Genomic DNA, 13,979 nt, shown 5'->3' on the forward strand with positions numbered 1-13,979 from the left:
GTGTTAACGATTGGATTAACTGGGGGCATCGCGAGCGGAAAAAGTACAGTCGCAGCGATGTTCCGCGACTTACATATTCCTGTCATCGATGCAGATGAAATCGCCCACCGTGTTACAGCGGTTGACGGTGAGGCATATGGGCCGATTGTCGAAACGTTTGGGCGCGACATTTTAGATGCAAACGGGGCGATTGATCGGCGTAAGCTTGGGGCGATCGTATTTTCTGATGAACAAAAACGGAATGAGTTGAATGCGATCGTTCATCCGCTCGTTCGGAAACATATGCTACAACAAAAAGAGCAATATGCAAAACAAGCGAAAAAAGCGGTCGTTCTTGATATCCCGCTTTTATTCGAAAGTAAATTAGAGCATCTCGTTGATCGCATTCTTGTCGTATATGTAGACGAACAAACGCAGCTGCGGCGTCTTTGTGGGCGTAACGGTTTTTCCGTTGAAGAAGCATGGGTGCGCATGAAAGCACAAATGCCACTTGAAGAAAAAAGAAAGAAAGCCGATGCAGTTATTGATAATAACGGAACGATTGAAGAAACGAAACGACAATTGCATGCATGTTTAATGCGTTGGGGTGTCCTAAAAAAATAGGATGCCCTTTTTTTATTTTTTTATAGCATAAACACCTTAAAAATGTTATACTATTTTTGTGAATAACGGATAAATAGTATAACACATATATTGAAAGGGGCTATATAATGAAAGCGAGAGTAGCGATTAACGGATTCGGACGCATTGGGCGCATGGTATTCCGAAAAGCTATAATGGAACATGACATTGAGATTGTAGCGATTAATGCGAGCTATCCGCCTGAAACGTTAGCTCATTTAATAAAATATGATTCGAATCATGGCAAATTTGACGGAGAAGTCGTTCCGGTTGAAGATGGTCTCATTGTAAAGGGGAAAAAAGTAAAGTTACTCAATTCACGTGATCCGCGGTTATTGCCGTGGGGAGAGCTTCAAATCGATATCGTCATTGAAGCGACAGGAAAATTTAATGCGAAAGAAAAAGCGATGATGCATGTGGAAGCAGGAGCGAAGCGTGTGATTTTAACAGCACCAGGTAAAGATGAAGATGTGACAATTGTGATGGGAGTAAACGAACATATGCTTTCTAAAGAGCACATCATCATTTCCAACGCTTCGTGTACGACGAATTGCTTAGCACCTGTTGTGAAAGTGCTTGATGAAGCTTTTGGCATTGAAAACGGATTGATGACAACGGTTCATGCATATACAAATGACCAAAAAAATATTGACAATCCGCATAAAGATTTACGTCGTGCTCGCTCATGCGCTCAATCGATCATTCCGACAACGACAGGGGCTGCGAAAGCATTAGCCCTCGTCTTGCCTCACTTGAAAGGGAAAATGCATGGTATGGCGTTGCGCGTTCCAACACCAAATGTGTCGCTCGTTGATGTCGTTGTCGACGTGAAAAAAGATGTGACCTTCGATGAAGTAAACGAAGCGTTTATGGAAGCAGCGCGCGGGTCGCTAACAGGCATTTTAGACGTGACGATGGAACCGCTTGTGTCTATTGATTTTAATACAAATCCACACTCTGCGATTGTCGACGGATTATCAACAATGGTGATCGAAAATCGGAAAGTGAAAGTACTCGCATGGTACGATAACGAATGGGGCTATTCTTGTCGCGTTGTTGATTTAACAAAACTTGTCGCCAAACACTTGCTGAAAAATGAAGCGGTCGCGAATGTATAACGCTGGGTATTCCAGCGTTATTTTTTATGCCCATTTTACAAAAAAATAAAAAACAATATTGAAAAAAAGATATAAACAAAGTATACTATTTTTCGTGAACTTCTTGAACGCGTGGTAATGTGACTACTTAAAGGGTTAGGACCTCTTTGGACTAACTTTCCCCCGTGGTAGTTATACATTCCAGAAAGCAAAAGAAATTCATCGTTTATTTTTTTCAAAATTTATTAAAGGGGGATACGATCATGGATACAATGGGTCGTCACGTTATCTCAGAACTTTGGGGATGCGATTTTGATAAGTTGAATGACATCGAATTTATTGAAAAAACATTTGTTGATGCAGCGTTAAAATCTGGCGCTGAAATTCGTGAAGTTGCGTTTCATAAGTTTGCACCACAAGGCGTTAGCGGTGTTGTAATCATTTCTGAATCACATTTAACTATCCATAGTTTTCCTGAACATGGCTATGCTAGCATTGATGTGTACACATGTGGTCATTTAGATCCAACAATTGCGGCGGATTACATCGCTGAAGCGTTAGGTGCGCAAACACGCGAAACAATCGAATTGCCGCGCGGTATGGGTCCGATTGAAATTAAACAAGCAAAAGCTTTATAATAAAGAGGAAGAGAAAAGAGGTGTAGATGATGCACCTCTTTTTTTATCATTTGCGAAAAGTGAGGGGACGAAAGGTGAAAATAAAATATATATTTACAAATCATAATGAAACATCTGAACGTCATCCTGATGAACAGTTAAAAAGTCGCTACTATAAAACGACGCAAACGGCTGCGTTAAAAGCCGTCAAAGAAATGTTTGAACAGATGGAAGGGTGTCGCGTTGTAGCGATATCAGAAGAACGAGGAGAAATGAGCGTATCGCTAACGAAAGGAAAAAAAGCGTTTATCGTCGTGACGGTTATTTCTGTTCGACCGTTTGAAACAGCAATTGACTTTTCAGTGACAACGGAAACAACATGGCTTCCTGTTGATTTCGGATTTAGTCGCCAGCTCATCATCCGCTTGTATGACGAATTAGCGAAACGATTAACATACATCGGGTCGGGAATATATAGTGAGAAGTAGTTGTGTATGCGCCTTTTTTTGTCTACTATAAGGGTAAGATCACTGTCAGGAGTTGATACATATGAAATGCCCATCGTGTCACCATCACGGGACGCGTGTACTTGATTCGCGTCCAGTTGATGAAGGGCGTTCCATTCGACGTCGGCGCGAATGTGAACGTTGCCATTTTCGTTTTACAACGTTTGAGAAAGTCGAAGAAACACCGTTAATTGTCGTGAAAAAAGAAGGAACGAGAGAAGAATTTAGTCGTGAAAAAATATTGCGTGGGTTGATTAAAGCATGTGAGAAGCGGCCGGTTGCCCTTGAACAATTAGAGCAAGTGACGCAGCAAATTGAGCGAGAATTGCGCAATAGCGGCATAAATGAAGTAAAAAGTGAAACGATCGGCGAAATGGTGATGGAAAGATTGTCAAAAATTGATGAAGTCGCTTACGTTCGTTTTGCTTCTGTATATCGACAGTTTAAAGATTTAAACGTCTTTATTGAAGAATTAAAAGAGCTCATTAAAAAAGAACAAGGAGAAAGGGCATAATGTGCTCTTTTTCATATGAAGAAGGTCGATAAGATGGAATATAGTTGGAAAGAGTTAATTGCGGTCGACCGATATATTGTACATGCGAACGGAGTTTTAAGCGAATTAGACCGAAAAGTATTGACGCTTTTATATCAACCTTTAATTGGTGCTCAAGCGTATAGCTTATATATGACGTTATGGAGCGAACTTGAGCAGGTGCGTTTATGGAGCGAGGAGACGACGCATCATAGTTTAATGGCAATTATGCAATGTAGTTTGCCAACGATATATGCCGAGCGTTTAAAACTGGAAGGAATCGGGTTGTTAAATACGTACATGAAACGAACGAATGAAGACGATGAACGGGTATTTATTTATGAGCTGCTTCTTCCGCTTACACCAGAACAATTTTTCAACGATGGAGTTTTAAATGTATTTTTGTATGATCGTGTCGGAAAAACAAAATTTCAAAAGCTGAAAAAGTTTTTTTCCGATCGTGCCATTGATCGTACGTCATTTACACCGATCACCCGCTCATTTCACGATGTCTTTTCATCCATCCAACCCGAAAAAATGATTCATAAATTAAGTGATGAAGCGAAACAAGAAGTGATGCTTCAAGATGGACAGCAGTATATGAGAAAAGAACGGGCAGCGTATACGATGCAAGACGATATATTTGATTTTGATGCCTTTTACGCTGGACTGTCTCATCACCTTGTGCCGCGGCGCGCCATTACTGAAAAAGTGAAAGAGGCGATTAAAAAGCTCGCCTTTTTATATGGTATTGGTCCGCTTGATATGCAAAAAATTGTGATGGGTGTCATTGATCCGGCTGAACAAATTGACATCGAAGCGTTAAGAAAGGCGGCTCAAGAATGGTATCAATTTGAACGAGGGGAAGCGCTCCCGCGTTTATATGATCGGGTGCAGCCGTTAGCAGAACGAACGATGGCGCATGCCGAGCCGAAAAACGAAGAAGAATATTTAATGAAACAACTTGAAACCGTCTCGCCACGACAACTGCTTATGGACTTTTCTGGTGGTGTTGAACCTGCATTAGCAGATTTGCAGCTCATTGAAGAGATTATGTTTAAACAAAAATTACCCCCAGGCGTCATGAACGTTTTAATTTATTACGTTATGCTGCGCACGGATATGAAGTTGCCGAAAAAATACGTTGAAAAAATTGCGAGTTCATGGGCGCGAAAAAAGGTACGTACGGTGAAACAAGCGATGGAATTGGCGAAAAAAGAGGCGCGGGAATATGAGACATTTATGAAAGAAAAAGAGCAAAAAGGCTCTAAAAAACCGATTCGTACCGAACTGTTGCCAGATTGGCTGCAGACGGACTATTCACAATTTGAACGAAAACAAGTGAAATCAGAAGAAGAGTTAGAACAAAAACGGCGCGAGTTGGAAGAACGGTTGAAAAAACCGAAAAGTTAGGGGATAAACGATGAAACCAATTCGGGAAACAATTCACCATTTGATGAATCGTCACGATTTTAAAGAACGATATGAGGCGATGAAGCGCGACATTTTACGTGATCCTCATGTTCAAGCCTTTTTGCGCGATCATCATGTGACGGATGCGACGCTCAATCGCCATCTTGGCAAGTTGTATGAATTTGTACAACAAAGTAAGCATTGTGAACGTTGTCAAAGCTTAGAACAATGCCCGAACTTGCTGAAAGGGTATACTCCTCACTTAATTTGGCAAGGGAAAAACATTGACGTACAGTATGAGCGGTGTGCTCGTAAAGTGCAAGATGATGAACGAAAAAAACAACAGTCACTCATTCGGAGTTTATTTATCTCACGCGATATGTTGCAAGCATCGTTTGACAAGCTAGAAACGGACGATCTTGGGAGAATTGAAGCGATCGAGCTTGCGAACACGTTTGCATCGACATACGAAATAGGCAAACGAATGAAAGGACTATATTTATACGGATCGTTTGGCGTCGGAAAAACGTATTTGTTAGCAGCGATGGCAAATGAGTTAGCACAAAGACACATCGCTTCATTTCTCGTGTACGTACCAGAATTTGTTCGCTCGTTGAAATCATCGCTTCAAACCGATGCATTTCAAGATACGATTGAATATGCAAAACAAGTACCTGTCCTTATGCTCGATGATTTAGGAGCAGAATTAATGTCAAGTTGGTGGCGCGATGAAGTGCTCGGTCCGATTTTACAATATCGTATGCTTGAGCATTTACCAACATGTTTTACATCCAATTTTGACTTAAAACGTCTGACGCATCACCTTGCTCACTCACAGCGAGGCGAGGAAGAACAAGTAAAAGCGGCACGAATTATCGAACGAATTGTTTATTTAGCTACTCCGATCGAAATGACAGGAAAAAATCGCCGAATCGACAAGTGATAAACAAACGGTGTTCCCCATATATATAAAACAAGCATGTTTCGGAAAAGGGGGGGCACCGTTGATTTATATCGTATTTCAAAATGGACAAGATGCACAACGACTATTTTATGAATTAAGTAAAGAGCCACAGCCGTATGGAAAATTGCTTTACGATGACAAGACGATTACTGTTTTCTTTCATGAACAGAATGTTGCGCATATGCGCGCACTGTTTATTCCGATTTTTACTTCATGTATCATTCGAGCTTTTGAAGCACGCTGGATTTTATCGATCATTTCACGCACATTTTTTTACGAAAACGAAGAAGAACAACAACAAATTTTACAGCTCGCCTATTCGTTTATTGAAGGGGAAAGGTACGATTATCGTCTCGGGAAAAAAATAAATGTACCGCGTGAGCAACTGATTGCTCAATCGTTGCATGAATGTTTGCAGGAAGGGGTGTTTTCATTCGAGTCGCTTATCACTTTTCGCTTAAAGCCGTATTATGATCGGTTGATGCATTATGTGGAATTAGCGATTGACGAATATAAATTAGAACAAGAATACCAAACTTTTGTTCAACTGTTGCGCGAAATTGTGGCGTCGCGTCAGCCGAAAATGAGCACCCTTCATTTAGTGTACGAAAACGAAACGTTTCAATTTTTCGATGACCATTTTTTTTACTTGTCACCTCATCAACTAAAGCAGTTTATCGACCGTCGATTGATGGTGAGTCAGCCGATCTATATTGATACATCTGTATTAGCGCCGCTCGTTTCTATTGCGCCAGAAAAAATATGGATATATACCGATGCGACAGATGTTGGGATGATTCAAACGATTCAAAACGTATTTCAAGAGCGAATTGAGCTACGAACACCTCTTGATTTTCCAAAAAAATATGCTTATAATGACATACATAGTGAATAAAGCCAAAAGTGATGATGAGGACACGGGTGTATTTTTACGGTTCACAGAGAGGGAAGGCATTGGCTGAAACCTTCCTAACACGAAAAATGCACTTACCACCTCTAAACTTCAGCAGTGAACAATGGGACGATTGCCCGTTCAGTAATTGCTGACGGTTTGCGCCGTTATCGAAATGAAGCCGTTTATACGCTCGTTTTGTATTTGTATAGACGGAAAGAAGGGTGGAACCACGAAGCCAACTCGTCCCTCGTTTTTGGGACGAGTTTTTTATTTTTAAAAAAGGAGTGAGTTATTTTGGCAGATGTAGTAAAAATTACATTTCCAGATGGAGCAGTAAAGGAGTTTCCGAAAGGAGTAACAACGGAGGATATTGCAGCATCTATTAGCCCAGGCTTGAAGAAAAAGGCGATTGCCGGCAAGTTAAACGACCGTTTCGTCGACTTACGTACACCAATTGAGGAAGACGGTACGATTTCGATCATCACACAAGATATGCCAGAAGCGCTTGATATTTTGCGTCATAGTACAGCTCACTTAATGGCACAAGCGATTAAACGATTGTACAAAGATGTGAAGCTTGGCGTTGGCCCTGTTATTGAAAATGGCTTTTACTACGACATCGATGTTGATGTGCCAATTACAGCGGAAGATTTACCGAAAATCGAGCAAGAAATGAAAAAAATTGTAAAAGAAAACATTGACATCATTCGAAAAGAAGTGAGCCGTGAAGAAGCGATTCGCCGTTATGAAGAGATTGGCGATCATTTAAAAATTGAACTTATTCACGACATTCCAGAAGGAGAAATCGTCTCTATTTACGAACAAGGCGAATTTTTTGATCTTTGCCGCGGAGTGCACGTCCCATCAACAGGAAAAATTAAAGAGTTTAAACTGTTAAGCGTGGCAGGTGCATACTGGCGTGGCGACAGCAAAAATAAAATGTTACAACGCATTTACGGGACAGCGTTTTTCAAAAAAGAAGATTTAGATGAATATTTACGCCTTTTACAAGAGGCGAAAGAACGCGATCATCGCAAGCTTGGAAAAGAGCTTGACTTATTTATGACATCACAAAAAGTCGGGCAAGGTTTGCCGCTTTGGCTACCAAAAGGGGCGACGATTCGCCGAACAATTGAACGTTATATCGTCGATAAAGAGCTATCCCTCGGTTATCAGCACGTATATACACCGGTGCTAGGTAGCGTAGAGTTATATAAAACGTCTGGACATTGGGATCATTATAAAGATGGCATGTTTCCACCAATGGAAATGGATAATGAACAGCTCGTCTTACGGCCGATGAACTGCCCGCATCATATGATGGTGTATAAACATAAAATTCATAGTTATCGCGAGTTGCCAATTCGTATTGCCGAGCTCGGCACGATGCATCGTTACGAAATGTCTGGTGCGCTTACAGGATTGCAACGCGTGCGTGGTATGACGCTAAACGATGCGCATATTTTCGTTCGCCCGGATCAAATTAAAGACGAGTTTAAGCGAGTCGTTAATTTAATTTTAGATGTATATAAAGATTTCGGTTTAACAGATTATTCGTTCCGCCTGTCGTATCGCGATCCACAAGATAAAGAAAAATATTATGATGACGATGCGATGTGGGAAAAAGCACAAAGCATGTTAAAAGAAGCGATGGACGAGCTCGGACTTGACTATTACGAGGCAGAAGGAGAAGCTGCGTTTTACGGACCAAAACTAGATGTCCAAGTACGAACAGCGCTTGGAAAAGATGAAACGTTATCTACTGTTCAACTTGACTTCTTGTTACCAGAACGTTTTGACTTAACATATATCGGTGAAGACGGAAAACCGCATCGTCCGGTTGTCATACATCGCGGTGTCGTATCGACGATGGAGCGTTTCGTTGCCTTTTTAATCGAGGAGTATAAAGGAGCGTTCCCGACTTGGTTAGCGCCAGTGCAAGTACAAGTCATTCCGGTCGCTCCATCTGTTCATAGCGATTACGCATATGAAGTGAAGCATGCACTACAAGCAGCTGGCATCCGTGTTGAAGTCGATGAGCGTGAAGAAAAAATCGGCTATAAAATTCGTGAAGCACAAATGCAAAAAATTCCGTACATGCTCGTTGTTGGGGATAACGAAGTAAACGAACGGGCAGTAAACGTGCGAAAATATGGGGAACAAAAGAGCGAAACGATGCCGCTTGATGCGTTTGTTGATTCCATCGTAAAAGAAGTGCGTAAATAAATAGTTGCATTTTCGCTCCATGTTTGTTATAGTTTTATTTGTTGTGATCAATTGACATCGGTTGACAATGTGTTTTGGTATATGGTATATATGTTAAAGTAAAAGTAAATACTTGTTTGAACATAAGCAGAAGCACCCGCTTCTCACCTGATCGACGCTATATGGCTGTTAGCAGGTTTCATGACAAAGAAATGTTGTGAGCGAGACGTGTGGGTGTATTATGCCCACACGTTTTTTTGTCGTGTGCGTTCTGCTTTAACAAACAAGCTTGAAAAAACCGTGGAGGTGGCTAGTTATTAGCAAAGATTTTATTATTAATGAAAACATTCGGGCACGTGAAGTTCGTTTAGTCGATCCAAATGGAGAACAGCTTGGGATTAAGACGAAGCAAGAAGCGTTAGAAATTGCAGCGCGTTTAAATTTAGATTTAGTGATGGTTGCACCAAATGCGAAACCGCCAGTGTGCCGCATTATGGACTATGGTAAGTTCCGCTTCGAGCAACAAAAGAAAGAAAAGGAAGCGCGCAAAAAGCAAAAAGTGATTAACGTAAAAGAAGTTCGTTTAAGCCCAACGATCGAAGAACATGACTTCAACACGAAATTGCGCAACGCGCGGAAGTTCCTTGAAAAAGGAGATAAAGTGAAAGCGACGATTCGCTTTAAAGGACGTGCGATTACGCATAAGGAAATTGGTCAGCGCGTGCTTGATCGATTTGCTGAGGCGTGCGCGGATATTGGTACGGTTGAGACGGCTCCGAAAATGGACGGCCGTAGCATGTTTTTAGTGCTAGCACCGAAAAACGACAAATAACAAAAGGGAGGAACACCTTATGCCAAAAATGAAAACTCACAAAGGCTCAGCGAAGCGTTTCAAAAAGACAGGAACAGGTCAATTAAAACGTTCACACGCATTCACTAGCCACTTATTTGCAAACAAAACACAAAAACAAAAGCGTAAACTTCGCAAAGCAACGCTTGTATCAAAAGGCGATTTCAAACGCATTCGTCAATTGTTAGATAACGTAAAATAATTTTAGGAGGGAAATGTTATGCCACGTGTAAAAGGCGGTACAGTCACACGCAGACGTCGTAAAAAAATTCTTAAACTAGCAAAAGGATACTTCGGTTCGAAACATCGTTTATATAAAGTTGCAAACCAACAAGTGATGAAATCATTAATGTACGCGTATCGCGATCGTCGCCAACGTAAACGCGACTTCCGCAAACTTTGGATTACGCGCATTAACGCTGCGGCGCGCATGAACGGTCTTTCTTACAGCCGTTTAATGCACGGACTAAAGCTTGCAGGTATCGAAGTAAACCGCAAAATGCTTGCTGACTTAGCAGTAAACGATGTAGCAGCATTCACACAACTTGCAAACATCGCAAAAGAAAACTTAAACAAGTAATAAAGGAAATGACCATTCTCCCTTGAGGGGATGGTCATTTTTTATAAGAGGGGGAGAAAAAATGGATATAAGAAAATTATTTGCTATGCAGCGGCAATTGGACGAACGAATTGAGACGGAGCGCGGATTGCGCGGTGAACGTTTAGTTGAACGGAAATTGTTAGCTCTTCTTGTTGAAATTGGGGAACTTGCGAATGAAACGCGTTGCTTCAAGTTTTGGAGCTCGAAGCCGAAAGCGGCAGAAGAAACGATTTTAGAAGAATATGTTGACGGTCTTCACTTTATTTTATCGCTCGGGCTTGATCTTTCGCTTCATGAGCATGTGAAATGGCCGCATGTGCAAGAAAGTCATCCTCTCGTTGAACAGTTTTTACGCGTATTCGAAGCAGTTCAGACGTTTCGCGAAAAGATGGACGAACAAGCATACGATCAATTATTGTATGCGTATGCACAGCTTGGTCATGCGCTTGAATTCAATGCTGAACAAATTGAGCGAGCGTATGTCGCAAAAAACGAAGTGAACCATGAGCGACAAAGTCACAATTATTAACAACTGTCGAAATGTTTAGTATAATGAATGTTGTACATAGAGAGGAGTGACAGATGTGAAAAAGCTAGATGAAACGTTAACGATGTTGAGAGCGTTAACGGATGCAAAAGGCGTTCCAGGGAATGAACGGGAAGTACGTGAAGTGATGAGATCGTATATTGCTCCGTATGCGGATGAAGTGACGACGGACCGCCTCGGTAGCTTAATTGCGAAGAAAGTAGGAAAAGAGAACGGGCCAAAAGTGATGATTGCAGGTCACTTGGATGAAGTTGGCTTTATGGTGACGCAAATTGATGAAAAAGGCTTTATTCGTTTCCAACCGCTTGGCGGCTGGTGGGGCCAAGTCATGCTCGCTCAACGCGTGACGATCGTAACAAAACAAGGTGATATTACAGGCGTCATCGGCTCAAAGCCGCCACACATTTTACCTGCTGAAGCAAGAAGAAAACCGGTGGAGATAAAAGATATGTTTATTGATATCGGAGCTTCTAGCCGTGACGAGGCGATTGCTTGGGGTGTGCGTCCTGGCGATGCGATTGTGCCATATTTTGAATTCACGGTGATGAACAATGAAAAAATGTTGCTTGCGAAAGCATGGGATAATCGTATCGGTTGCGCTGTTGCGATTGATGTACTAAAACAATTAAAAGACGTCGAGCATCCAAACGTCGTATATGGCGTTGGTACAGTGCAAGAAGAAGTCGGCTTGCGCGGGGCGCGAACATCCGCCTTTGCGATTGAACCAGATATTGCATTTGCGGTTGATGTTGGTATTGCTGGTGATACACCAGGTGTGTCAGAAAAAGATGCGATGGGAAAACTCGGAGGTGGACCACATATCGTTTTATACGATGCAACGCTCGTTTCTCACAAAGGATTGCGAGAATTTGTCGTTAATGTTGCGGAGGAAATGAACATCCCGTACCGCTTTGACGCGATGCCAGGCGGTGGAACAGATGCAGGTGCGATCCATATGACGATGCGCGGCGTTCCAGCGCTCACCATTTCCATCCCAACGCGCTACATTCACTCTCACGCTGCCCTTCTTCACCGCGATGACTACGAACAAACAGTAAAACTACTAGTCGAAGTCATTAAGCGTCTTGATGAAGAAAAAGTGAAAGAAATTACGTTTGATTAACGGGAGCCGACTCGAACAGAGTCGGTTTTTTTATCAAATATATACGTACAAATAAAAATTGATATAATGGGTGTAGGCTATTTAATATGTTCAGGTAGCGTCAATATGTTAACGAGGTGAGCGTTATGAAAGAAAAAAGTATGCCAAAATATTTGCAATTAAAACAAGAAATTTTAGCTTGGATTCAATCAGGGAAGCTAAGCCCTAATGAAAAAATACCGACAGAACATGAAATTGCGAACCAGTTTCAACTAAGCCGACACACGGTTAGACAAGCATTAGGTGAATTAGAAAATGAAGGATGGTTATATAAAATTCAAGGGAGTGGGACGTTCGTTTCTAAGCCCAATTCAATAGGAAAACAAGAAGTGAAAACAGTGGCGATTTTAACGACATACATTTCTGATTATATTTTTCCACATATTGTTCGTGGGGCGGAAGAGACGTTGCGTGAAAAAGGATATCGATTATTGTTAGCTAGTACCAATAATGATAAAGAGAAAGAGAGGAGCCATTTGGAGACGATGATTCAGCAACCGTTAAGTGGGCTTATCATCGAGCCAACTAAAAGTGCCCAAGGAAATCCTAATCTTTCTTACTATCTAGCACTAAATAATTTACATATTCCATACGTCATGATTAACGAACGTTACTTAGAGATGAGTTGTCCTGTCATTAAAATGGATGATGAAAAGGGTGGCTATTTGCTTACTGAGCATTTAATACAGCTTGGTCATAGAAGAATTGCAGGTTTTTTCAAAACGGATGATTTACAAGGGACTAATAGGCTAAAAGGATTTATTCGTGCCCATCAGGAGTATAATTTACCTCTATCCTCTGAACATTTAATTGTTTATACAACTGAAGAAAAGGAAACGAAACCTTTAGAAATAGCTCGCTCTTTTTTGCGACAAGGTAGAGGGGAAAGAGTGACGGCGATTGTATGTTACAATGATGAGTTAGCAATTAAGATATTGGAAGTGATTCGCCAATTGGGACTACATGTGCCCGATGATATTTCTATCGTTGGATTTGATGATTCAACGTTCGCAACAGCAACTGAAGTAAAGTTGACGACTATTCGTCATCCGAAAGTAGATATGGGGATAAAAGCAGCGGAAACACTTATTCAGATGCTTGAGAAAAACGGAGAAGTACAAGATATTGTTTATCAACCAGAATTGATTGTTAGGGATTCGGCGAAAAATATATAAAAATGTTCTAACAATTTTTAAAAAAACCATAGAAAAAATGTACGTACAAAATTATAATGGAGGTGATAAGATTTTTTTGATTAGGGAGTGGAGGAGATGCTTGACGAGTTAAAACGGCAAGTACTAGATGCAAATTTACAACTGCCTCGCTATCGGTTAGTGACATTTACATGGGGAAATGTGAGTGGCATTGATCGGGAAAGAGGTCTTGTTGTTATTAAGCCGAGTGGAGTAGCGTATGACCAAATGACAACGGATGATTTGGTTGTTGTAGATCTAGAGGGTAGGGTTGTAGAAGGGAAACGAAAACCATCGTCGGATACGTTAACCCATTTAGTATTGTATAGTTCTTTTCCTTCGATTGGTGGGATTGTCCATACTCACTCCCCTTGGGCAACAATTTGGGCACAGGCTGGAAGAGGGATTCCAGCGCTAGGGACGACGCATGCTGACTATTTTTATGGCGAAATTCCATGCACCCGGCCGATGACCAGCGAGGAAATTCAAGGGGCGTATGAACTTGAAACCGGCAAAGTAATCACCGAAACGTTCCGGTTTCTCGACCCGCTACAAGTACCGGGCATTTTGGTGCATGGACATGGACCGTTTGCTTGGGGCAAAGATCCGGCCGATGCCGTCCACAATGCTGTCGTTTTGGAAGAAGTGGCGAAAATGGCGGCAAGAACGTACATGCTCAATCCAAATGCACAGCCGATCAGCCAGTCGCTACTTGACCGCCATTATTTACGCAAGCATGGCGTAAACGCTTACTATGGCCAATAAGGGAGGAAAAC

General features: G+C 41.6%; 16 protein-coding genes and 1 other annotated feature. All 16 genes read left to right on the plus strand.

Translation table 11 applies throughout. The features are described from left to right. Entirely contained in the window at positions 1 to 603 is a 603-nt protein-coding gene (gene coaE, locus K1I44_RS02965) for a dephospho-CoA kinase (protein WP_003397848.1), read from the plus strand. A 107-nt stretch (positions 604 to 710) separates the two neighbouring features. Further along, positions 711 to 1,739: a glyceraldehyde-3-phosphate dehydrogenase gene (locus K1I44_RS02970; protein ID WP_219985202.1), complete on the plus strand. Its 1,029-nt coding sequence runs from the start codon at positions 711 to 713 to the stop codon at positions 1,737 to 1,739. A 242-nt stretch (positions 1,740 to 1,981) separates the two neighbouring features. Then, entirely contained in the window at positions 1,982 to 2,356 is a 375-nt protein-coding gene (gene speD, locus K1I44_RS02975; protein ID WP_003397846.1) for an adenosylmethionine decarboxylase, read from the plus strand. Between the two features lie 74 nt (positions 2,357 to 2,430). Next, positions 2,431 to 2,823 carry a cytosolic protein gene (locus tag K1I44_RS02980; RefSeq protein ID WP_219985203.1) on the plus strand — a complete coding sequence of 131 codons (393 nt, stop codon included), beginning with the start codon at positions 2,431 to 2,433 and terminating at the stop codon, positions 2,821 to 2,823. 61 nt (positions 2,824 to 2,884) lie between these two features. Next, positions 2,885 to 3,355 (plus strand): transcriptional regulator NrdR, encoded by a 471-nt coding sequence (gene nrdR, locus K1I44_RS02985; protein WP_009361824.1) that lies wholly within the window; start codon positions 2,885 to 2,887, stop codon positions 3,353 to 3,355. A gap of 33 nt (positions 3,356 to 3,388) precedes the next feature. Then, on the plus strand, positions 3,389 to 4,786 hold the full coding sequence (locus K1I44_RS02990; protein ID WP_219985204.1) for a replication initiation and membrane attachment family protein: 1,398 nt from the start codon (positions 3,389 to 3,391) through the stop codon (positions 4,784 to 4,786). Positions 4,787 to 4,796: 10 nt separating this feature from the next. Next, positions 4,797 to 5,729, plus strand: a complete 933-nt coding sequence (gene dnaI, locus K1I44_RS02995; RefSeq protein WP_219985205.1) for a primosomal protein DnaI — start codon at positions 4,797 to 4,799, stop codon at positions 5,727 to 5,729. 61 nt (positions 5,730 to 5,790) lie between these two features. After that, positions 5,791 to 6,645: a putative sporulation protein YtxC gene (gene ytxC, locus K1I44_RS03000; RefSeq protein ID WP_219985206.1), complete on the plus strand. Its 855-nt coding sequence runs from the start codon at positions 5,791 to 5,793 to the stop codon at positions 6,643 to 6,645. A 294-nt stretch (positions 6,646 to 6,939) separates the two neighbouring features. Then, positions 6,940 to 8,871, plus strand: coding sequence for a threonine--tRNA ligase (thrS, locus tag K1I44_RS03005; protein ID WP_219985207.1), 1,932 nt, complete (start codon positions 6,940 to 6,942; stop codon positions 8,869 to 8,871). Between the two features lie 118 nt (positions 8,872 to 8,989). Then, positions 8,990 to 9,113 (plus strand) — a sequence feature (ribosomal protein L20 leader region). A gap of 26 nt (positions 9,114 to 9,139) precedes the next feature. Beyond that, positions 9,140 to 9,682 carry a translation initiation factor IF-3 gene (gene infC / locus K1I44_RS03010; protein WP_004889092.1) on the plus strand — a complete coding sequence of 181 codons (543 nt, stop codon included), beginning with the start codon at positions 9,140 to 9,142 and terminating at the stop codon, positions 9,680 to 9,682. Positions 9,683 to 9,701: 19 nt separating this feature from the next. After that, positions 9,702 to 9,902 carry a 50S ribosomal protein L35 gene (gene rpmI, locus K1I44_RS03015; protein ID WP_003397838.1) on the plus strand — a complete coding sequence of 67 codons (201 nt, stop codon included), beginning with the start codon at positions 9,702 to 9,704 and terminating at the stop codon, positions 9,900 to 9,902. Between the two features lie 18 nt (positions 9,903 to 9,920). Beyond that, positions 9,921 to 10,280, plus strand: a complete 360-nt coding sequence (rplT, locus tag K1I44_RS03020; RefSeq protein ID WP_219985208.1) for a 50S ribosomal protein L20 — start codon at positions 9,921 to 9,923, stop codon at positions 10,278 to 10,280. Between the two features lie 61 nt (positions 10,281 to 10,341). Next, a complete protein-coding gene (locus tag K1I44_RS03025; RefSeq protein ID WP_219985209.1) occupies positions 10,342 to 10,830 on the plus strand; it encodes a dUTP diphosphatase in 489 nt (162 codons plus the stop codon). 55 nt (positions 10,831 to 10,885) lie between these two features. Beyond that, positions 10,886 to 11,971: a M42 family metallopeptidase gene (locus K1I44_RS03030; RefSeq protein ID WP_219985210.1), complete on the plus strand. Its 1,086-nt coding sequence runs from the start codon at positions 10,886 to 10,888 to the stop codon at positions 11,969 to 11,971. Positions 11,972 to 12,096: 125 nt separating this feature from the next. After that, a complete protein-coding gene (locus K1I44_RS03035) occupies positions 12,097 to 13,185 on the plus strand; it encodes a GntR family transcriptional regulator (RefSeq protein ID WP_041637944.1) in 1,089 nt (362 codons plus the stop codon). A 96-nt stretch (positions 13,186 to 13,281) separates the two neighbouring features. Beyond that, on the plus strand, positions 13,282 to 13,968 hold the full coding sequence (araD, locus tag K1I44_RS03040; RefSeq protein ID WP_041637946.1) for an L-ribulose-5-phosphate 4-epimerase: 687 nt from the start codon (positions 13,282 to 13,284) through the stop codon (positions 13,966 to 13,968). Positions 13,969 to 13,979: the final 11 nt, after the last annotated feature.

This window comes from Anoxybacillus sp. ST4 (genome assembly GCF_019448545.1).
GTDB lineage: Bacteria > Bacillota > Bacilli > Bacillales > Anoxybacillaceae > Anoxybacillus > Anoxybacillus pushchinoensis.